Annotated in this window: 16 protein-coding genes and 1 pseudogene; 12 read left to right on the forward strand and 5 right to left on the reverse strand. The window is 67.7% G+C overall.

From position 1 onward, the window contains the following. The first annotated feature begins 234 nt into the window (after positions 1 to 234). Positions 235 to 885 carry a DNA polymerase ligase N-terminal domain-containing protein gene (locus tag D473_RS24560; RefSeq protein ID WP_017608930.1) on the forward strand — a complete coding sequence of 217 codons (651 nt, stop codon included), beginning with the start codon at positions 235 to 237 and terminating at the stop codon, positions 883 to 885. A 260-nt stretch (positions 886 to 1145) separates the two neighbouring features. Here the strand turns inward: D473_RS24560 and D473_RS0109985 are convergent, their stop codons facing one another. Continuing rightward, positions 1146 to 1847: a GAF and ANTAR domain-containing protein gene (locus D473_RS0109985; protein WP_017608931.1), complete on the reverse strand. Its 702-nt coding sequence runs from the start codon at positions 1845 to 1847 to the stop codon at positions 1146 to 1148. Between the two features lie 341 nt (positions 1848 to 2188). Continuing rightward, complete coding sequence (locus tag D473_RS0109990) at positions 2189 to 3016, reverse strand: sigma-70 family RNA polymerase sigma factor (protein ID WP_017608932.1); 828 nt, start codon at positions 3014 to 3016, stop codon at positions 2189 to 2191. A gap of 801 nt (positions 3017 to 3817) precedes the next feature. Between D473_RS0109990 and D473_RS0109995 the strand changes: the two genes are divergently transcribed. The 8 genes from D473_RS0109995 (at position 3818) to D473_RS0110030 (ending at position 13088) form a co-directional block, all read left to right on the forward strand. Further along, positions 3818 to 4609 (forward strand): alpha/beta fold hydrolase, encoded by a 792-nt coding sequence (locus tag D473_RS0109995; RefSeq protein WP_026126802.1) that lies wholly within the window; start codon positions 3818 to 3820, stop codon positions 4607 to 4609. A 3-nt stretch (positions 4610 to 4612) separates the two neighbouring features. After that, on the forward strand, positions 4613 to 5389 hold the full coding sequence (locus D473_RS0110000) for a MerR family transcriptional regulator (protein ID WP_017608934.1): 777 nt from the start codon (positions 4613 to 4615) through the stop codon (positions 5387 to 5389). A 124-nt stretch (positions 5390 to 5513) separates the two neighbouring features. Beyond that, positions 5514 to 6344, forward strand: a complete 831-nt coding sequence (locus tag D473_RS0110005; protein WP_017608935.1) for an alpha/beta fold hydrolase — start codon at positions 5514 to 5516, stop codon at positions 6342 to 6344. 225 nt (positions 6345 to 6569) lie between these two features. Further along, on the forward strand, positions 6570 to 8456 hold the full coding sequence (locus tag D473_RS0110010; RefSeq protein WP_026126803.1) for a helix-turn-helix domain-containing protein: 1887 nt from the start codon (positions 6570 to 6572) through the stop codon (positions 8454 to 8456). 120 nt (positions 8457 to 8576) lie between these two features. After that, positions 8577 to 9848, forward strand: coding sequence for a hydroxymethylglutaryl-CoA reductase, degradative (locus D473_RS0110015; RefSeq protein WP_017608937.1), 1272 nt, complete (start codon positions 8577 to 8579; stop codon positions 9846 to 9848). After that, on the forward strand, positions 9845 to 10309 hold the full coding sequence (locus D473_RS0110020; RefSeq protein WP_017608938.1) for a hypothetical protein: 465 nt from the start codon (positions 9845 to 9847) through the stop codon (positions 10307 to 10309). The genes D473_RS0110015 and D473_RS0110020 overlap by 4 nt, the downstream gene beginning before the upstream one ends. Continuing rightward, entirely contained in the window at positions 10306 to 11694 is a 1389-nt protein-coding gene (locus tag D473_RS0110025; RefSeq protein ID WP_017608939.1) for a tripartite tricarboxylate transporter permease, read from the forward strand. Before D473_RS0110020 ends, D473_RS0110025 begins: the two co-directional genes overlap by 4 nt. Positions 11695 to 11924: 230 nt before the next feature. Then, entirely contained in the window at positions 11925 to 13088 is a 1164-nt protein-coding gene (locus D473_RS0110030; RefSeq protein ID WP_017608940.1) for a calcium:proton antiporter, read from the forward strand. A 213-nt stretch (positions 13089 to 13301) separates the two neighbouring features. Here the strand turns inward: D473_RS0110030 and D473_RS0110035 are convergent, their stop codons facing one another. Next, positions 13302 to 14483 carry a hypothetical protein gene (locus tag D473_RS0110035; protein ID WP_017608941.1) on the reverse strand — a complete coding sequence of 394 codons (1182 nt, stop codon included), beginning with the start codon at positions 14481 to 14483 and terminating at the stop codon, positions 13302 to 13304. A 605-nt stretch (positions 14484 to 15088) separates the two neighbouring features. Here D473_RS0110035 and D473_RS0110040 point away from each other — a divergent pair. The 3 genes and pseudogenes from D473_RS0110040 to D473_RS27660 all read left to right on the forward strand — a co-directional run. Further along, a complete protein-coding gene (locus D473_RS0110040) occupies positions 15089 to 16318 on the forward strand; it encodes an MFS transporter (protein WP_152436810.1) in 1230 nt (409 codons plus the stop codon). A 103-nt stretch (positions 16319 to 16421) separates the two neighbouring features. Further along, on the forward strand, positions 16422 to 16940 hold the full coding sequence (locus tag D473_RS0110045; protein ID WP_017608943.1) for a winged helix-turn-helix domain-containing protein: 519 nt from the start codon (positions 16422 to 16424) through the stop codon (positions 16938 to 16940). A 491-nt stretch (positions 16941 to 17431) separates the two neighbouring features. Next, a pseudogene (locus D473_RS27660) lies at positions 17432 to 17632 on the forward strand (IS5/IS1182 family transposase); the annotation flags it as partial. Positions 17633 to 17782: 150 nt separating this feature from the next. Here the strand turns inward: D473_RS27660 and D473_RS0110055 are convergent. Continuing rightward, entirely contained in the window at positions 17783 to 18187 is a 405-nt protein-coding gene (locus D473_RS0110055; protein WP_026126804.1) for a RidA family protein, read from the reverse strand. Positions 18188 to 18227: 40 nt separating this feature from the next. Next, entirely contained in the window at positions 18228 to 18791 is a 564-nt protein-coding gene (locus D473_RS0110060; RefSeq protein WP_017608947.1) for a GNAT family N-acetyltransferase, read from the reverse strand. Positions 18792 to 18837 lie beyond the last annotated feature (46 nt).

Raw genomic sequence — 18837 nt, forward strand, 5'->3', positions numbered from 1 at the left:
AGGGATCTGGAAGGGGTGTGCCGGCACGAGCCGCGCCTCACGGGGGACCCTGCTCACTCGGAGGGGCGGACAAAACCGTCACTGCGTTCACGTCACAGATCTTTCGCGTGCTGGACAAGATTTGGCCCGACCCCCGGGCTTTTGCTCCGCCTGATCAGGTACGTGCACGAGGCCGCCGGGTAGCGGGGCCGGTGAGGTTCTGTGGAGCCCAGGACTCGCGGGAACGGAGAGGCCATGGCGGACAAGAGCGAGGGCGACCAGCTTTCCGACTACCACCGGCGACGGGATCTCGAACGTACGGAGGAGCCGCGTGGCCGCAGCCACCGGAGCAAGGAGAGCCAAGGGCCCGTGTTCGTCGTCCAGCACCATGTGGCCACGGCGGACCACTACGACCTCCGTCTCGAGGTCGACGGGGTGTTGAGGTCGTGGGCGGTTCCCAAGGGTGTGTCGACGGACCCGCGGGACAAGCGTCTGGCCATGCCGACGGAGGACCATCCCCTCGACTACGCCGGTTTCGAAGGCACCATCCCCGGCGGTGAGTACGGGGGAGGAACGGTTCAGATCTGGGACCGGGGCCGCTACGCCAACACCACCCGGAAGGACGGCCGTGAGCTGAGCATGGCGGAAGGGCTGGAGAAGGGGCACGTGTCGGTGCGCCTGAGCGGAGAGAAACTCTCCGGCGGATACGCCCTGACCCGGATCCGCGCCGACGGTGACGGGGCCTGGTTACTGATGAAGGAGAAGGACGAGCAGGCCGACGCGCGACGCGACCCGGTCTCCACACAGACGGAATCCGTGGCCGGCGGGCGCGAACCGGGCGAGATCGCCGAACAGGACGGGCGCACCTTGCGCGGGCGCTCCGTGGAGGGGGACGGGACCTCGTGAGGCCCCAGGCCCCGCGCGCCTCCTTCCAAGCCAGGAAGAGGTCCTCGCGGGGAAACAGGTCGGGTCCGAACGGGGACGCCGATGTGGGAAGGGGCATCGAGCTCGTGTTCCCGGAACCGCCCCCGGTAATCAAGCTGATATCTGTTCGGGCTTGCGCGGCTCGGACGGGGGATGGTCACCTGCCTGGTGTCCGCTGCGGCCCCGGGCCGGTGCGGACACCGGGTCCGGAGGGTTGGACAGTCAGCTCTCCGGGCTCCACGTCATTTCTGTGGCGTCGACCACGACAGCTCACCGGTGTCGGCCAGGTGAGCGGCGACGAACCTGAGCTTGACGTTGTTGTGCTGGGAGACGGAGACGAGCATCTCGAACGCCGCGTCCGGTGCGATCTTGTGCCGCTCCACGAGGATGCCGACCCCTTGGCCGATCACATCCCGGGATTCGAGGGCTTCTCTGAGGTTGGCCTCGACCCTGCGGGAGGACAGGGCCAGGGCCGCATGGGCGGCCAGGGGAGCGGCTGTGCTCTCGGAGTCGAGATCGAACGCCGCCGGCCCACACGCGTAGAGGCTGAGCGAACCCAGCTGCTCTTCATCGGTGTGGAGGGGGAGCGACAGCACGGAGAGGACCCCCAGTTTCGCGGCTCGCGTGGAGAAGGAGGGCCAACGCGGCTCACGACTGAGGTCGTCCGCCCTGACGGCGTCGCCGTCCATGGTGGTGGCTTCCAGGGAAGGCCCCTCCTGCCCGTCCGACTGCAACGTGTCCATCCGGCAGACCAGGTCCGAGGTCCACGCCGCGTTGCGGATCTTACGTCGTTCGGTCACGGACACCCCGGCCATCTCGGCGCCCGGAACCATTTTTGTGGCGTCCAGAATGATGCGTTCCAGCAGTTCTTGTTCGGTCTTTTCGGTATGAAGGCTTCGGGACCAGTCTGCGAAGAGTCTCGCACCAGTGTCACCGGCGATCATGATCTCATCCTCCTGCTGGAACGTGCCTCATGCCTTATAAATGTATGTTTGGCCGGATGTCCGGGTAAACTACCGATCCGCTCTTCCGGTCACGTGGAAGCTCCCGTTGGCTCTTCCGAAAATGGTGACCACTCTACATAGAGGCCCCTAGGGCAAATGAACCTTGTAGTGCCAGTTGAAGTCAAATGGGTGACATGGTGCTCCCTGCCTGGTTGGTCCCCTATGGGGCCTCCTGCTACACCCGGGGCCCCTCCGCGCTTCGGAGGGGCCCCGGGCACCGTTCGAGAAACGGGGCCGCACGCATCCCTGGCGCGAGGGCCCCGATCAGACACGTTCGGTCATTATTCTTGGACGAAGAACTCCTCGCGCAGTCGGCTCACCGCCGAGGAAAGGATGCGGGAGACCTGCATCTGGGAGCACCCCAGATGTTCGGCGATGACTGTCTGTGGCAGCTCGCTGAAAAAACTCAGGGCGACGGCGCGGCGCTCTCTCTGCGGAAGTCGGTCGATCGCCGCTCTCAGCGTCTGCCGGTCGACGACGGACTCCAGGTCCGTGTCGAGCTGACTGATGGTGCCGGCGAGGGTCCCGGCAGTGCCTTCCTCCGCCGTGCCCCACGGGGTCTCCAGGGAGATCGCCGAGTAGGAGGAGGCCGCGTTGAGGAACTCCGCGGTTTGTGCATCGCTCAGGCCGAAGTGCTCGGCGATCTCGCTCCGGCGCGGTTCCCTGGCGTGGGTCTGGGTGAACTCCATGACGAATTTGTTCAGCTCGGAACGCTTCTCGCGCCAGTGGCGGGGCACGTTCACCGACCACTCGTGGTCGCGGAAGTGGCGCTTGATCTCGCCCGACACGACCGGCAGGAGGTAGGAGACGAAACGCACGCCGCGTGCGGGGTCGTAACCCCTGATCGCCTTCATCAGTCCCAGGCGGGCCACCTGGAACAGTTCCTCGGCGTCGACCCCGCGGTTGCGGAACCGCGCGGCTTCCTTGGCCACGATGGGCCGGACGACCTGCTCGATGCGCGTTCGCAGTTCGTATGCGGCACTGCTGTCACTGTTGACTTCGGACAGGGACGCCAGCAGGCTCTCCGCCTCCCGACGCTCGACGGACCTCCGTGGCTGGGGGATCGGGTTCCGGCCCTGGGTCCGTGGAGTTGTCTGCGTGTGCTGCATAGCGCTCCCAACCCGTCTCCCTGCGGGAGACTGACGAGAGGGGCATGGGTGGCCAGGGCGAACGTCCTGACCGAGCCCCGTACAAAGGCCGCGCTATCGGACCTGTCCGCACGCTACTCGCATACCGCTTTGTCCGTCAATCAATTCTTTCCAATGGAATTACATGCAAGATGTATAGTTGTACAGAAATGGTTTTCCATTGAGTTTGCGGACGGCGCTGTCGACTCCGAGTGTCGTGGTCGCACCCGAGGTGTCCGGTCCGCTCTTCTGGGGTCGTGCGAATCATCGGTGCCTGTGAGGATCCCCCTGTGGGCGATCCGGTCATCACCGTGGATAAACTCTCTGTAAGTCACCCGGGGTGCGATGTCCTCGCCTAGGAAGAAATGGGCTTCACGCCCAACGGCCGCGATCAACCGTCCGGACGAAGAAGTGGGCCCAAAAATCCGCCCCCTCGGGTGGCGGCGTCGTAGGAGGCTTGTGCCCCGGTGGACGTAGATGCGCTCCATCGACGTACGGGACCGGCCGGGGTCGACGAATGCGCCGAAGGCCACGGTCTCGGCGGTGGCCTTCGGGCCGCTGTCGGCGTCGACCACGACCGGGTCCTTGCCACCGATCGTGCGGGCGCCCCGACCGAGCCCGTGAAGTGCACCGTCTGCACCTTCCCGTGCTCGGCCTTCTCCCGGCCCCGAGAGGACGGTAGCGCTCTGGAGGACACCGTCAGCGGGCTCTGCGAGGCCTTGTCCCCGAGAGGCTGCCTCGAAAGGTTGTCCTTGACCCGAGGTCAAGGTGGAGGGTGATCGTATGGCGAATTCACCTTGGACGGGCATGGTTCCCGTCGACGACACGGCCCTCGCGGCTACCGACACGGGCGGCACCGGCACACCGGTCGTCTACCTCAACGGCTCCTACGCCGGCCGGCGCCACTGGAAGAACACGATCACCGAACTCGGCGGCGGCTACCGGCACATCACCTTCGACGAGCGTGCCCGCGGCATGTCGAAGCGGTCCTCGGACTACTCTTTCGAGGCGTGTCTACGAGACGTCGACGCGGTACTGGAAGCGCGAGGAATCGACAAGCCGGTCCTCGTGGGCTGGTCCTACGGGGCCTTCATCGCGATGCACTGGGCGGAGCGCCGTCCCGACCGTGTATCGGGGGTGCTGAACGTGGACGGTGCCTTGCCGTACGGGCTGACCGGCGAGGAGGGCCGCGAGCGGATCCGGAAGCTGTTCCGCCGCAACCGGCTGCTGCTGCCGTTGGTGGCCCCGTTCGGCCTGGCCGCGCGGATGTCCGCGGACCAGCACGCCGAGGTCAACATCGAGCTCAACGAGCTCGCCGCCACGTGCGGACCGGTACTGGAGCGCGTGACCTGCCCGGTGCGCTACGTTCTCGCAACGGGTGCGAGCTTCGGGAGCAACGACGGAGAGCAAGAAGGGGCGCGCGCCGCCCTCGAACCGGTACTCGCCCGAAACCCGAACCTGCAGATCAGCGCGAAGGTCGCAAGCAACCACGGCGCGATTCTGCGCAAGGACTTCCGGACGGTCGCCCAGGCCGTCCGTGAGACCGCGGCCGCCGGCGAGCGGCAGGCGGGCTGAGCGATGGCAGGCGGGCTCACGATCGGACAAGCAGCCGCGTTCACCGGCGTCACGATCAAGACCGTGCGGCACTACCACCGCCTCGGCCTTCTCGGCGAACCACAGCGCGACAGCTCCGGCTATCGCCGGTACACCTCGGCCGATCTGCTGCGGCTGGTCCAGGTCCGCACCCTGGCCGAGGCCGGCGTGCCGCTCGCCGAGATCGATGGTCTGCTCGACGCCGACCCCGAACGGTTCACCGACGCCTTGGCCGACATCGATCGTCAGCTCAGCGACCGGATCGATGCGCTCATCGCCCGCCGCGACACATTGCAACGGTTGGCCGACGGCGACCGGTCCCTCCTTCCCCAACGCGCCTGCGCCGTTCTGGACCGGCTCACCGAGCTCGGTTTCCGTCCCGACTTCGTGGCCACACAACGCGAGGGTCTGGTCCTGGCCCGGGCGCTGGATCCGGAGTTCTTCGACGGCTTCGTGACCCAGCTCGAGCACAGGCTCGAGGACCCCGAGTACGTCGAATTGCAGAAACGGGCCTGGGACGCGCTGTCCTGGGACCCGGAGGACCCGCGACTCGAAGAAATCGCATCCGCTCTGGCCGACAACCTCCTGACCAACCGCGCGCTGATGGAGGCGCAGGCCGACGTCTTCTCCACACACGAGGCCATCACCCGTTACGGACTGATCAACCACCACCGGGCGGAGCAGATGCCGAGCATGGCTCGGTTGACCGCCCTCATCGAGGCGGAGTTGCGCGCTGCCGGCTTCGACATCCCCTACCGCTGAGAGGTCGAGAGCGCGATCCCGGCCGAACAGGTACGGCGCGTCCGGGAGGGGCGGACTCTGTTGACCGAAAAGGCTAATGGTATTAACTTTTGGTTCCACGCTCTTCTGGCGACCGGAGGACACCATGACCGAGCACCTGACCGTCGACGCCGGCACGATCGCCTACGAGGCCGAGGGAACCGGTCCATTGATCGTCCTCGCCCACGGCATGGGCGACAGCCGCGCCGCCTACCGTCCGCTCCTCCCACACCTGCTGGAGGCCGGATACCGGGTCGCTTCGGTCGACCTGCGCGGCTGCGGTGAATCCAGCACCGCGTGGCCGGACTGGAGCCGCACCGCCATCGCGGGCGACCTGCGCGCCGTGGTCCGGCACCTGGGCGGGCCCGCCGTCCTGGTCGGCCACTCCATCTCCGGAGGAGCCGCCACCATCGCCGCCGCACAGGAACCCGACCTGTTCACCGCCGTCGTCGAGCTGGCCCCCTTCACCCGTGAGCAGTCCTTCGGGCCGGCCCAGCTGCGCGACCGGCGCGTGCGGAAGGGCATGCTGCGCCTGCTCGGCGCGGTCGGCCTGGGCAGTGTTCGGCTGTGGCGCTCCTACCTGGACGCGGCCTATCCCGGCACCAAACCCGACCACTGGGCCGAGCGGCTCGACCGTGTCGACGCCCTGCTGCGCGAGCCGGGCCGGATGAAGGCGCTCAAGGGTATGGGCATGACCGCCCCCACCGACGCCGGAGCCCGGCTGGGCGGTGTACGCTGCCCGGTCCTGGTGCTCATGGGCACCCTCGACCCCGACTGGGTCGACCCGCGCGCCGAAGGCCAGGCCGTCGTCGACGCCCTGCCCGAGGGGCTGGGGCGGTTGGAGATGATCGAAGGCTCCGGGCACTACCCGCACGACCAGCATCCCGAACAGGTCGCCACCTCCCTGCTCGCCTTCCTGAAATCCATCGGCACCTGAGGCCGGGGCTCGCGGTCGCTCCCACCGGCATTCCCTCGGACCGGGGAACGCCCGTAGGGCCCAGAGCTCCGGTACTCGTCGCAACCTCCCATCTCTGGAGACGTGCCGGCCCGGCCGGTACGCGTTCGGGAACCGATGTGCGACGCGTGCTATCGGTCGAGGAGGAGACGGCGGCGCCGGGCACCTGGTCAGGCGCTCGATCACCCCTCCTGCCAGACTGGGCGGATGGAAGACAGCACTGTGCGGTTGGACGAAGCGGCGCAACGTGCCGTCATCGACCTGCTGCGCCGTCTGGAGACGGGCGAGCAGCCGGGGCCGGAGGAGGCACGTGAGCTCCTCGGCACAACAGGAGAGGAACTGACAGCCCAGTTCCAGCGGACCTCCGCCCTCGTCGGGCGGCTCCGCCGACGCGAGCGTGAGCTGCTCGCGCTGATCACCAGTACCCACGACCTGGTGCAGATCCACGATGTACAAGCGGTCCTCAACCGTCTCGTGGGCCGCGCACACGACCTCGTCGGCGCCGAGGTGACCTACATGTCCCTCTACGACAGCCGCACCGATGAATTGTTCGTACGGGCCAGCCGGGGCACCGTCTCTCCGCTCTTCCCGGGACTACGCGTTCCCGCCGGGGTGGGCATCGCCAGCCGGGTCGTCCACACGCTGGCCCCGCAGTGGGTCGCCGACTACTGGGAGACCGCCGACTTCGCCCACGACCCGGAGATCGACCGGGCCATCACCGATGAGCACCTGCGCTCACTCCTGGGGGTGCCGGTCTCCGCCGACGGGGAGATTCTCGGGGTCCTCTTCGCAGCCGACCGCTCGGCCCGGTCCTTCGGCAGGGACGAGATCGCCCTGTTGTCGGCCTTCGCCGACCAGGCCGCACTCATCCTGCGTACTGCGCGGCTGTTCTCGGAAGCCACGGAGGCAGCCGAACGCGCCGAGAAACACGCCGACGAGACAGCCACCGCCGCCCAGGTCCACGAACAGCTGACGACCCTCGTACTCTCCGGCCACAGCCCACGCGAGGTGGCCGCAACCCTCTCCGGTGCGTTGGGACGGCCCGTTTCCGTCGCCGACCGTGACCTCTCCCACCTCGCCTCGGTCCCGGAGGGCGGCGAGGCCTGGTGGAGGTCGGGACGCCTGATCCCCGACGCCGCGCAGGCCGCCGAACGCAGCCGCGTCTCAGGGCGCTGCGCCCACGTGGACGGTCACGGCTTGGCGGCCGTGGCAGCGGTGGTGACCGGCTCGGCCTACCTCGGGTTGGTCCTGGTGGGCGAAGCGGACGCGCCCCTCACCGAGCTGGAACAACTCACCATCGAACGTTCCGCCCAGATCCTGGCCCTGCTGACCATGCGTCAGGAGGCGCTGACCGACGCCGAGGAGCGGGTGCGCGGAGAACTGGCCCTCGATCTGCTCTCCGGCAGCGGCGAGACCGAATCACTCGAACGGCGTGCCCGGGCCAGGGACATCGAACTCGACCGGCCCTGGACCGTCGTGGCCCTTCCCGTACCGGACGAGCGCCGCCACGGTCTGCTCCGTGCCCTGTCCGGCGGCCGGGGATGGTTGGCCGCGGCCCAAGAACAGGGCGTGGCCGTACTCGCCCCCGTGGAGAACCCCTACGAACTGGCCGAACAGGTCCGCGCCAGGGCCCGACAGACCGAACGCGCACCCGTGATCGCGGTGGCCGGACTGGCACAGGGGCCCGCCTTCCTTCCCGAAGTGGCGCGCGAGACCTGGGACTGCGCGGAACTGCTCCCCCAACTGACGGACGAGGCCGGCGTCTTCCTCACCGAGGAGTACGAGCCCTACCTCACCATGTTCGGAACCGACGGGCGCCGAGCACGACGGTTCGCCGTACGGTTGCTCGGACCGGTCATCGACTGGGACAGCAAACACGGCACCGAGCTCACCGACACACTCATCGCCTACGTCGATCACGGTGCCGGCGTCACGCGCACCGCACGGGCCCTGTTCGTGCACCCCAACACGGTCAAACAGCGGCTGGAACGCCTGACCGCGATGCTGGGGCCGAACTGGCGCTCACCCGAGAACCTCTTCCGGCTCGGTGTGGCCGCACGACTGCACCGCATCCGCACGAAACGGCCACTTTGACGTCCCGTCATGTGGCTGAACTGGACATGTCGCCGAGGTGGCCTCGACTGCTTGCATAGCCGCAGTCCACAGTGATGCACCACACAGAACCTGGTGCCTTCTCACAGGAGGTATCCCACCTTGGCCCGCAACAGCAGGCTCTCCGGATTCCGCGACCTCGACGTCGACGCCCGACGTGAGGCGATCACGCGCGAGTGCGGCATCGATCCCCACATGCTCGACGTCCTGGAGACCGGAGGCCTGGACACCGGCACGGCCGACGGAATGGTCGAGAACGCCATCGGGGTTCTCGGCGTCCCCCTGGGCGTGGCCACCAACTTCACGGTGAACGGGCAGGACGTCCTGGTGCCGATGGCGACCGAGGAACCGTCCGTGGTCGCCGCCGCCTCCAACGCCGCCCGTATCGTGCGTGCACGCGGCGGCTTCACCACCACCAGCACCGATCCGGTGATGCAGGCACAGGTCCAGGTGGTCGACGTCGCCGACCCCGAAGCGGCCCGCCTCCGGGTGTTGGAAGCGAAGGAGGAGATCATCGCCCTGGCCCAGAGCCAGGACCCCACTCTCACCCGTCTCGGCGGCGGCATGGTCGACCTGACCGTACGCACCGTCCCGGCCGGCGCACACACTTACGTCGTGGCCCACCTGGCCGTCGACGTCCGCGACGCCATGGGAGCCAACGCCGTCAACACCATGGCCGAGGCCGTCGCCCCGCGCGTCGCCGAACTCGCCCAGGGCCGCCCCCTGCTGCGTATCCTCACCAACCGGGCCGACCGGCGCCTCAGCCGTGCGCGCGCGGTCCTGGACACCGAGGCGCTCGGGGGAGAGGAGGTCGCGCGCGACATCGTCCACGGCTGGCGTCTGGCCGCCGCAGACCCCTACCGTGCCGCCACGCACAACAAGGGCATCATGAACGGCGTCTCGGCCCTGGTCCTGGCGACCGGAAACGACACCCGTGCCGTGGAGGCCGGTGCGCACTCCCACGCGGTCGACGCCTCCGGCCGTTACACGTCACTGTCCACCGTCGAACCGGCGGCCGACGGCACCATCGTGGCGACCCTGGAACTACCCACCCCGGTGGGCCTGGTCGGCGGGGCCACACGCACCCACCCGGCCGCCCGCGCCGCACTGGCGCTGACCGGGGTCTCCACCGCCCGAGAACTGGGCGAACTGATCGCCGCCGTGGGGCTCGCCCAGAACATCGCGGCAGTACGCGCCCTCGCCACCGAGGGCATTCAACGCGGCCACATGTCACTGCACGCACGCAACATCGCTGTCGCCGCGGGGGCCGAAACCCACGAGGTCGCAGCCCTGGTGGCCGCCCTCGTGGCCGACCGCTCCTTCGGTACCGACCACGCCGAAGCGGTCCTGGCACGGATGCGGGGACAGGAATGAGTGCGCAGAAGGAACCCGGATCGGTCACCGAGGCACGAGAATCCCCCTACCTGGAGATCTGGGGAGACACGGTCGACCCCCGGCACACCCTCTGGGCCGTCCTGATCGGGCTCGGGATCTCGGTACCGCTCTACCTCGGTTCGGAGGTGCTGCTGCAGCGTGTCGGCGACGACCCCGAGGTCGCTTCCACGTACGCACTCCTGGTGGGCCTGGTCGGATGCCTGCTCAGCGGCTTCGTCAGTGCGTTGCTGTTCCGACCCAAACGTGTCGTGAGCGAGCTCGAGGCCGGGGGAGAGGGCCGCCGCAAGGCGATGGAGGACATCGAGGCCGAGCTCGGCCCTCTCGGTGATCCGGAAGAACTCCCGCCCGTGGTCCAGCAGGAGCTGCGCACCCTGGGCCTGTACGACGATCTGCGGGAGCAGCACGAACGCCGGTCCACCACCGAGGAGGAGCGGCCATGAGCCCGGACCTGATCAACGACATCGCCTGGGCCGTCGGTATGGGCATCGTCGGCGCGGTGGTCTTCGCCTTCATCGGGCTGGCCTCCTACACCGACGAAACGGCCACCGTGGCGCCGCTGACCCTGCTGGTCGTGCTCCTGGGTGTGCCGCCCGCAGCCGTGTTCACATTCTTCATGGGCGCGATCGTCGCCAAACACATGACACACGCCATCCCCACGACCCTGTTGGGGATCCCGGGCGACACCCTGGCCGTACCGATGCTCCGGGATGCGCAGATGCTGCGTGACCTGGGGGTACCGCACATCGCCCTGCGCAAGGCGCTCTCCGGGGGCGTCCTCGCCGCCTTCATCTCCGTCCCCCTGTCCGTGCTCTTCGCGTGGCTGCTCAGCCCCTTCACCGAAGCCATCGGCTCGGCCGCACCGTGGATCTTCCTGGCGGCGGCACTGCTCATCGCCTACACCTCCAACGGCAAACTGGCCGCGGTGCTCGGGCTGCTCCCCTTCGTCCTGATGGTCGTGGGCCTGCAGAGCTTCGTCACCGAGACCACGGGCACGTCGCTGACCATCAGCTTCTTCCTGGGGATCGCCGTCGGACCGCTCATCGCGGACCTGTTCCTGTCGCTGTCACCCGGCGGTCGACAAACCCTGCGCCGCGACCGGCCCCGCTCCTTCGACCTGGCTCCGGACAACCGGACATGGAAGGGGCGCCTGCCCAGTCCGTTGAAGATCCTCGACCGGCGGCAACTCGGGTACACGGGTGCGGCGGCCTCCGCCTCCAGCGCCACGTTCGTGTTCTCCCCGGTGGCGATGACCGTGCTCATGGGTGAGCTCGTGGGCTCGCGCATCAAGAACGTGTACCACCGTCTCACCACGGTGATGTCGGTGCGCAACGGCACCACCGAGTCCACCTACATCGCCGAGACACTCATCCCGCTCATCGCTCTGGGGCTGCCCCTGTCCCCGATGGCGGCCGGCCCGGCGGCGCCCCTGTTCAACGCGCCTCCCGTCCACACCATGGACAACGAGACGGGCCAGACCAACAATCTGCACGACCTGTTGTCCGGGAGCGAGTTCCTCTTCTACGGACTCCTGGGCGTGGTCCTGGCGGTCGTGATCGTCTATCCGTTCGCGATGACCCACGCCCACCGGGCCGCCGCGTTCGTGATGCGCCGGATCTCCCACGAGGCGATCATCGGGGCCTTCGCCGGTCTGATCATGGTGATCTGCATGTACGAGGGAGGCCTGCTCGCCGTGGGTGTCACGGTCACCGTCGGCCTGGTCGGTGGTCTGATGAACAAGATGTTCGGCATGCACACGGGGGTCCAGTTCATGGGCTTCTACGTGGCGCTGCTGACCGTCCCGGCCTTGCTGGCCGCGCTCGGCTGAGCGGCACGGACGGGCGCAGCCTTCCGGTCCGGGCCCCTCACTCGTGCTCGGGGCGTCCACTCTTCTCCGAGTGGGCACCCCGAGTCATGCGAGCTGTGCTCGCCGGATGGTGCGGGCCCCGATCTGTTGCGATCGGTAGGATGAATCCGGGACGGAAGAGGCCGGCGGGACGACCCGGCGGCACGAACACGAGCAGGGACGGCCCTGTAGGAATCAGGAGCATGAGGTCCGTGCGCACCACCGCTCTCGTCCGAACCGTCCTCACCCCGGCGGTCGTTCTCCGACTCCTCCTGGGTTGGGGAGCCTTCCTCGCCCTCTCCCTCGCCGGCCCGGCACTCTCCGGACCTCTCCCGACACCAGCGCTGTTCGCCGTCCTGGCGGGCATCATCGCGGTGATCATCGTCTGCGCTTTCGGTGTCGTCACCCAGGCCGAGCACCTCGCACACCGCCTCGGAGACCCCTACGGAACCCTTGTGCTCACCCTGTCGATCGTGCTGATCGAAGTCATCCTGATCTCCGCGGTGATGCTCGGGCCCGGCGAACACGCCACCATCGCCCGTGACTCGGTGACGGCCGTCTCGATGATCATCCTGAACCTCGTCATCGGGCTCGCCCTGCTCGTCGGTGGTAGGAGAAACGCCGACCTGCGGCCCAACCACACCGGGGTCTCCGCCTACGTCTCCGTCCTCGTCGTACTCACCACCGTCGCATTCGCACTGCCCGGGCTCATCGGCACCGAAGGTTCCTACACCACGGGGCAGGCGTTCGCGATCATCGCCCTCACCGTGTTGCTGTACGTCTTCTTCCTGTACAGGCAGACGGGGGAGCAACGTGAGGACTTCCAGGAGCCGGCGCTCCGAGAAGCTTCCGGTGCGGCCGACTCCGCCCCCGAGGTGGAGGCGGCTGCGCGTACGCCGATCACCACGATCCTGTCGCGGAACCGCACGGAGGTGATCGTCCGGACGGCCGTGCTCGTCGCGACGGTGCTCCCGATCGTGCTGCTCTCACACGACATGGCGGCCCTGCTCGACGTCGGCCTCGACCGCGCGGGCGCGCCGATCGCGCTGTCGGGCATCCTCATCGCCATGATCGTGTTCCTCCCCGAGACGATCACCGCCGTCCGTGCCGCCCACACCGGCGAGATCCAGCGCGTGAGCAACCTCTGCCACGGTGCCCTGGTTTCCACGGTCGGTCTGACGATCCCCGCGGTGCTCACCATCGGGCTCGTCACCGGACAGACCGTGACCCTCGCCGAGACCCCCACCAACCTGGTCCTGCTGGGTATCAGCCTGCTGCTCACCCTCAGCACGTTCACCGCCCGGCGCGTGACCGCTCTGCACGGCGCGGCGCACCTGTTGGTCTTCGCGGTCTACGGGATCACCGTGTTCGCGTAGCAGCTCGGAGCCGTCTTCGGCCGCTGCACGTTCTGAGGTCCGGCCGAGCCCCACGCACGCGGGGAGGGACCGGCGCTCGACCGTGCCGAGGCCGTCATCGCTCTGCTGAGCCGGCGCGTGCGCACACCGGCCCAGGAGGACTCTGCGCCGAGGGACTTCACGGCGGTGTGCCTCGGGAGCTCTCCGGACCTCCCGAGGCCCACCGCCGGGGTCTCACTCCGCCAGGAGGGACTGCAGGAGTTCACCGAACTCGTCGTCGTCGGTGAACAGCGAGGCCGAACCCTGCTCCTGGTCGATCTCGATCCGGACGGCACGCAGGTCGGGCAGCTCGGACTCGGCACGGTCCCGGGAAGAGGGGTGCCACCAGTACACCTGGGAGGTGATGGGCCTCTCGGCCTCCTCGACGAAGCGGTCGGCCATGTTCTGGAGGAGTTCGAGCGCGGCCACGGGGTGGCTGCTCTCCTCCCCGAGGACATGGGCCAGGACCACCTGCGGGACGGGAAGCGCCACGAGCACCCCGTGCGGGGTCTGCTCCAAGTGCCTGGTGAGGACGTGCAGCTGGGCGGACACGTACGGGTGCTCACCGCCGATGTGCACGAAGTTCATACCGCCGAAGTCGTGGTGGGAGACCTCCACGGGTTCGGCGACGCTGTTGGCGACCGCCTCACCATAGGTTCCCTCTTCCGAGCGGCCGGTCTCCTCGTGCTGTTCCCGCGTCACCGGCTGGACGGTGTCGGGGGTGTCCAGCGCCACGGTCTCGACCAGGTCGGCCCCTACCCGTCGGCCGAGCAGGGTGTCGGCCACGCCCTCGGGGAACCCGGACTCCGGGTACAGGCGCACGCGCAGCTGTTCCGAGGAGGCCTCCGAGAGGTCGGCCACCTCGGAGACACGCTTGATGACGGCTTCGGCGAAGGGGGTCACTTCTTCGAAGGCCGTGTCGAGGTCCGCGTCCTCGACACGGGAGAGGTAGTCGCTCATGTCCATGGCGCCGCGTTCGCCGTCGCGGAGCGGGACGCTGATGGTCTGCGGGTCCTCGAAACGGGCGGAGTACCCGAGCTCGTGCAGGACCTTCACCAGGACCTGTCGGCCGTGGTCGTCCGGGCGCGGCGGGTAGTGCGTCCCCAGAGGAACTCCCTGCTCGCGGACCTGGCGGATCAGGGTGAGGGCCACCTGCTCGGCCAACTCCGGATACTGCTCGGCCGGCAGATCCCGGGCCTGCTCGATGGCGTCGGCGTAATCCGTCTCCACGGGGTCGTTGCCGGGTATCTGGATACGCATCCCCGTCGGCGGAAGCTGTTCCACCTCGACCCCGTGACGCCCGTAGGTCTCGAGCAGCAGGGACATGAGATCGGGAACGTTCTGGGAACTGCTGCCCGTAGGCGTGCTGTCTGTCATGTGTCGTGCGACTTCCGGTCGGATTCGCGGGGGGTCTTCCTTTCCCCGTCGTGTCCCTTCCCGGACGGCCGGGCGCGGGAGAACTCGCTCTGACGACGGGGAACCTCACACGGTATGCCCCTGCAGGGATGCTCGGGACCGGTGAATCGCAAGTCGGAGCCACCCTCCGACGTTCTTCCACTGGCTCGGCTGTGGCCCGTCCCCGCACTGGTTGGCCAGCGCGATCTCCTCGCGTTCAGCCAGGGTGAGTATCCGTCGTGTTCCTATGAGTAACCCTGTGAACTTCGGTGTCGCTACGACAGCATGACACCGCCGGGTTCAGGGGGCTTTTGGCGGCCGGCCCGGGGCCTACACACGATGTGGCATGGATGTGGTGTCCACCGCCAGGGATCGTTGTCGACGAGGCCGGTCGGTGTCGGCTGCGTTCACAGCCGATGGTGGCGAAGCTGGACAGCGGCACCGATGGCAGCCTGCGGGGCGTCCTGGCGGGGGCGGGAACCGGAGTACCATCAAAGATGTCTTTGGTGGTTTCTCTCGTGGGCGCCATCGGCGCAGCCCTCTGCGGTGTGCGGAGACGGACGGGCCATCGGGGAGATGGGGGCAGGATGGTTTCTGGACTGCGGACGACATACCTGGACGTGCTGTGTCTGCCGCGTGCCCTCCACGCCTTCTTGCCGACGGTCGTGGGCAAGCTGTCGTTCGCGATGGTCTCGCTGGCGCTCCTACTGCTGGTGCAGGAGGGTCCCGGGGGGTTTGCTCTCTCCGGTGCGGTCGTCGGCGGGTTCGGCCTAGGAAACGTCGTGGTGGCACCCCTGCGCGCACGTTTGGTGGACCAATACGGTGCCCGCCGCGTCCTCCCCTGGCTCGCGGTCGGGTACGCCGCCGGCCTGATCGGCATCGTGTTCGCCCTCGTCGGCGCCGCTCCGGGCGTCGTCGCGATCCTGCTGGGGGTCCTGAGCGGCCTGTGCACCCCGCCCCTGGGAGCGGTGATGCGCGGAGTATGGGCCCTGCTGTCGCCGGCCGAGGAGCACCGGGCCCGGGCGTACAGTCTCGATGCGGTCGTCGAAGAGCTGGTGTTCATCGCCGGGCCGCTGCTGGTGAGCCTCATCGTGCTGCTGCCGCACGGCCCGACCATCGCGGTCCTCGCGTCGGCGGCCGCCGGCCTGCTGGGCACGGTCGGTATGGTGCTCGCGCCGGTGCCGAAGCCGGGGCAGGTGGAACGCCGCACGTCGGTGTGGAGCGGGTGGGTAGGCCCGTTGCGGCACGCACGCCTCTGGCCGGTTCTGTCCGTGCTCGCGGCCGTCGGTCTCGTGCTCGGCGCGATCGAGCTGCTCTCCACGGCGCACGGCCACGCGATGGGCAATTCCAGCCTGGCCGGGATCCTGCTGGCGTTCTTCGCCGTGGGCAGCGCGGCAGGCGGGTTGTTCTACGGTTCACGCACCTGGGCGGCGGCGCCGCTACCGCGGATGGTCTGCCTGGGACTGGCGGCGTGCCTCGCTCTGTTCTGCGCGGCCTGGGGCAGCGGCTTGGCCGTCCTGATCGTCCTGTTCACCGTGGTGGGGCTCTTCGTCGCGCCGTCGATGATCACCGGCTACCTCGCCGCCGATGAGATCGCTCCGATCGAAGAGCGGACGGAGGCCTCCGCCCTGATCAACACGGCGGTGAACGCGGGAGCGGCGCTCGCCTTCGCCATGGGTGGCGCGCTGCTGGACAGCGTGACGATCACGGTGTCAACGGCCCTCATGGCCGCTACCGCTGCAGCGTTCATCGCCGTCGCCGTGCTGTTCGCGGTACTGACACAGGCAGGCCGCGCGCGGGCATCGCCGTCACGCTGATCCGGAGCACGAGCCCGGAGTGTCGCCGACTACAGTGGTTGACTCGGGCCGAGGCCCTGATGAGCGGCTCAACGGTGTCTCGAGAAGGTCGAGGAGAGCGGGTATGGGCGATGACGACCGCGTCGACCTGAACGGACTGCGGATGGTCGCTCACCCACTCCGCCTCCGGCTGCTCTCATTGCTGACCGGGCGGGCGATGAGCGCCGCGGAAGCGGCGCGCGAGCTGGGGGAGACCCAGGCCAACGTCAGCTACCACATCCGGCGGCTCGCCAAGGGAGGGCTGCTCGAGTTCGTCGACGAAAAGCCCGTACGCGGCGGCATCGCCAAGCGGTACACGCACGAGCCCAGCAGCGGCGAAGTACTCGGAGGTTCTGACCGGGAAAGCTTTCTCGCCCTCATGCAGGCGCTCGCCCAACAGATGTCCGTGCGCGCGCCCTTGTACCGTGAGGGCACGTCTTTCGCCTTCACCGATGCGCACGTCACCATCCCGGCCGAGGAATGGCCGCGCGTTCGCGAGCTCGCCCGCGAGCTCGGACGGGTCGTCCATGAACTGGCGGAGGGGCCCTCCGGTGATGCCCCTGTCAATGCCTCGCTGACGGTCGCCGCCTTCGAAGCGGAGTAGACTTTCCGGATCCGGGCCGGACGATACGGGGGCGAGCCCCTTACGCGCGCTCCGGGCACCCTTCCTCCAGGGACCGAGCGCTGGACGGGGCCAGAAACGGACTCCAGGAGGAGCCGGATTCGAAGACGATCTCCCAGAGGTCTTCCACCACCCGGACCCGACCCCGTGAAGGGCTCTCGAGTACACACGGAGGACGTGAGGAGGGCGGCCCCGTTTCCGCCCGTCCTCTCGAGCCCCTTCAGATCCCCTGACCAGAGCGGATGCGGCCCCCGTCCTACTTGGCACCAGTTTTTCCATGAAGATGGTTCTTGTGTTTCAAACCGGAAATAAAACTGGGATGATGGTCAAATAATTGTGGCCGCATGCGGCCAATCCCAAGTGTAATAACCGGCCCTTCATCGACCCGTCTCACCGTCCAGCACCCAGAGCGCATCTCAAAAGTTCTGCGGGGCGGCTCTGAACCCGACATGATCACGTGCTGTGAGCTGTGCATCGCCCGTCCCGGCATCGAGTCCTCCCAACGCTTGGGACGCCACCGGTACAAGGTCGAGCGCTCGATCGCCTGGCTGGGCTCCTACCGCAGGTCGAACGTGCGCTGGGAGCGCAAGGCCTCCACCTTTCCGGCGATGCCGGGCATCGCCTGCAACCTCATCTGCTACAAGCACCCGGCCAAGCACCCCCACGGATTTTGAGATGACCTCTGACGAAAAACTTGGTAAGCGAATCCAGATGAGATGAGATCTTGGAGGGCACGTGAAACCAGAGTCCAGGAATCCGAAAACGAAGGACACGCCACCCGGGGAGGTTCAATGGGGGGCTCCCCGATGGGAGCCCCCACATCCTCAGTCGGGCAGGGCCACCGTCAGATCCACTTCAACGAGCTGGCCGGAATAACCCAATTGGTTGACTCCGAGCAATGTGCTCGAACTGGTGAAGGCGGACCCCATCGCCGAGTTCAGGAGATAGAACCAGACGCGGGACAACAAGTCACTCTCGTCGGAGACCACGTAGATCGCGGAACGCACGACGTCCGCCGGAGAGGCCTCAACAGCCTCCAGGACCGTCATGGTGTTGGCGAGCATCTGGTTCACCTGGGGCCAGAGCCCGCCCTCCACGACGTTGCCGTCCAGCCCGAGCGGGCACTGCCCCGACAGGTAGGCGAGACGTCCCGCCTCCACGACGGTCACGTGGTGGTACCCCGGGGGCTGGTGCATCCTGGGCGGGTTCAGGCGGTTCGTTCTCGGCACCGTATCCCTTCGATCGCATCGAACCATGGAACGGCTCGGGTCAGGAGGCCCAGCGCGAGTCCCGCCATTCCCTGGCGAGCATGGCGTAATGGAGTTCTCCGCCCCATTCCCCCTTGAAGATCTCGGATTCGATGAAATGAGCCTCCTTGCGCATGCCGAGCCGTTCCATCAGTTTCGCCGAGGACTCGTTGCGCGGGTCGCAGCGCCCGATGACGCGGTGCAAGCCCAGATTTTCGAACCCCAGGCGCAGCATCTCGACGGCGGCCTCGCCGGCATAACCCTTACCGTGGTACCCCGGGTGGAGGACGTAGCCGAACTCGCCCTGTTTGTTCTGCTCGCTGAGCCAGTTGAGCAGGACGTAACCGATGGCCTTTCCGTCGAGGTCGACGGCGAGCATCAGCGTGTCGCCCTCTTTGTCGATCCGGGTCTGCTTCTGGCGTACCGCGAGTTCCTGGGTGTTGTCCTCGGGGTCTCGCGGTTCGTTGAAAAGATACCGGGCGACCTCAGGTTTCGATTCGAACTCCAGCATGTCCCGCTCGTCTTCTGCGGTGAACGGGCGCAAGCTCAGGCGTTCGGTCTTGATCGGATCGGAAATTTCGATCACTAGGCGTCTCCTTATCGTGGAAAGCGTAGGGGGAAAGTCCCCCGTT

This window comes from Nocardiopsis xinjiangensis YIM 90004, assembly GCF_000341145.1.
GTDB classification, from domain to species: domain Bacteria; phylum Actinomycetota; class Actinomycetes; order Streptosporangiales; family Streptosporangiaceae; genus Nocardiopsis; species Nocardiopsis xinjiangensis.

Excerpts from the sequence above, each read along its gene's own strand:
- D473_RS24560 (WP_017608930.1), top strand. The coding sequence starts at position 235 with ATGGCGGACAAGAGCGAGGGCGACCAGCTTTCCGACTACCACCGGCGA.
- D473_RS0109985 (WP_017608931.1), bottom strand. The coding sequence starts at position 1,847 with ATGATCGCCGGTGACACTGGTGCGAGACTCTTCGCAGACTGGTCCCGA.
- D473_RS0109990 (WP_017608932.1), bottom strand. The coding sequence starts at position 3,016 with ATGCAGCACACGCAGACAACTCCACGGACCCAGGGCCGGAACCCGATC.
- D473_RS0109995 (WP_026126802.1), top strand. The coding sequence starts at position 3,818 with ATGGCGAATTCACCTTGGACGGGCATGGTTCCCGTCGACGACACGGCC.
- D473_RS0110000 (WP_017608934.1), top strand. The coding sequence starts at position 4,613 with ATGGCAGGCGGGCTCACGATCGGACAAGCAGCCGCGTTCACCGGCGTC.
- D473_RS0110005 (WP_017608935.1), top strand. The coding sequence starts at position 5,514 with ATGACCGAGCACCTGACCGTCGACGCCGGCACGATCGCCTACGAGGCC.
- D473_RS0110010 (WP_026126803.1), top strand. The coding sequence starts at position 6,570 with ATGGAAGACAGCACTGTGCGGTTGGACGAAGCGGCGCAACGTGCCGTC.
- D473_RS0110020 (WP_017608938.1), top strand. The coding sequence starts at position 9,845 with ATGAGTGCGCAGAAGGAACCCGGATCGGTCACCGAGGCACGAGAATCC.
- D473_RS0110025 (WP_017608939.1), top strand. The coding sequence starts at position 10,306 with ATGAGCCCGGACCTGATCAACGACATCGCCTGGGCCGTCGGTATGGGC.
- D473_RS0110035 (WP_017608941.1), bottom strand. The coding sequence starts at position 14,483 with ATGACAGACAGCACGCCTACGGGCAGCAGTTCCCAGAACGTTCCCGAT.
- D473_RS0110040 (WP_152436810.1), top strand. The coding sequence starts at position 15,089 with ATGGTTTCTGGACTGCGGACGACATACCTGGACGTGCTGTGTCTGCCG.
- D473_RS0110045 (WP_017608943.1), top strand. The coding sequence starts at position 16,422 with ATGGGCGATGACGACCGCGTCGACCTGAACGGACTGCGGATGGTCGCT.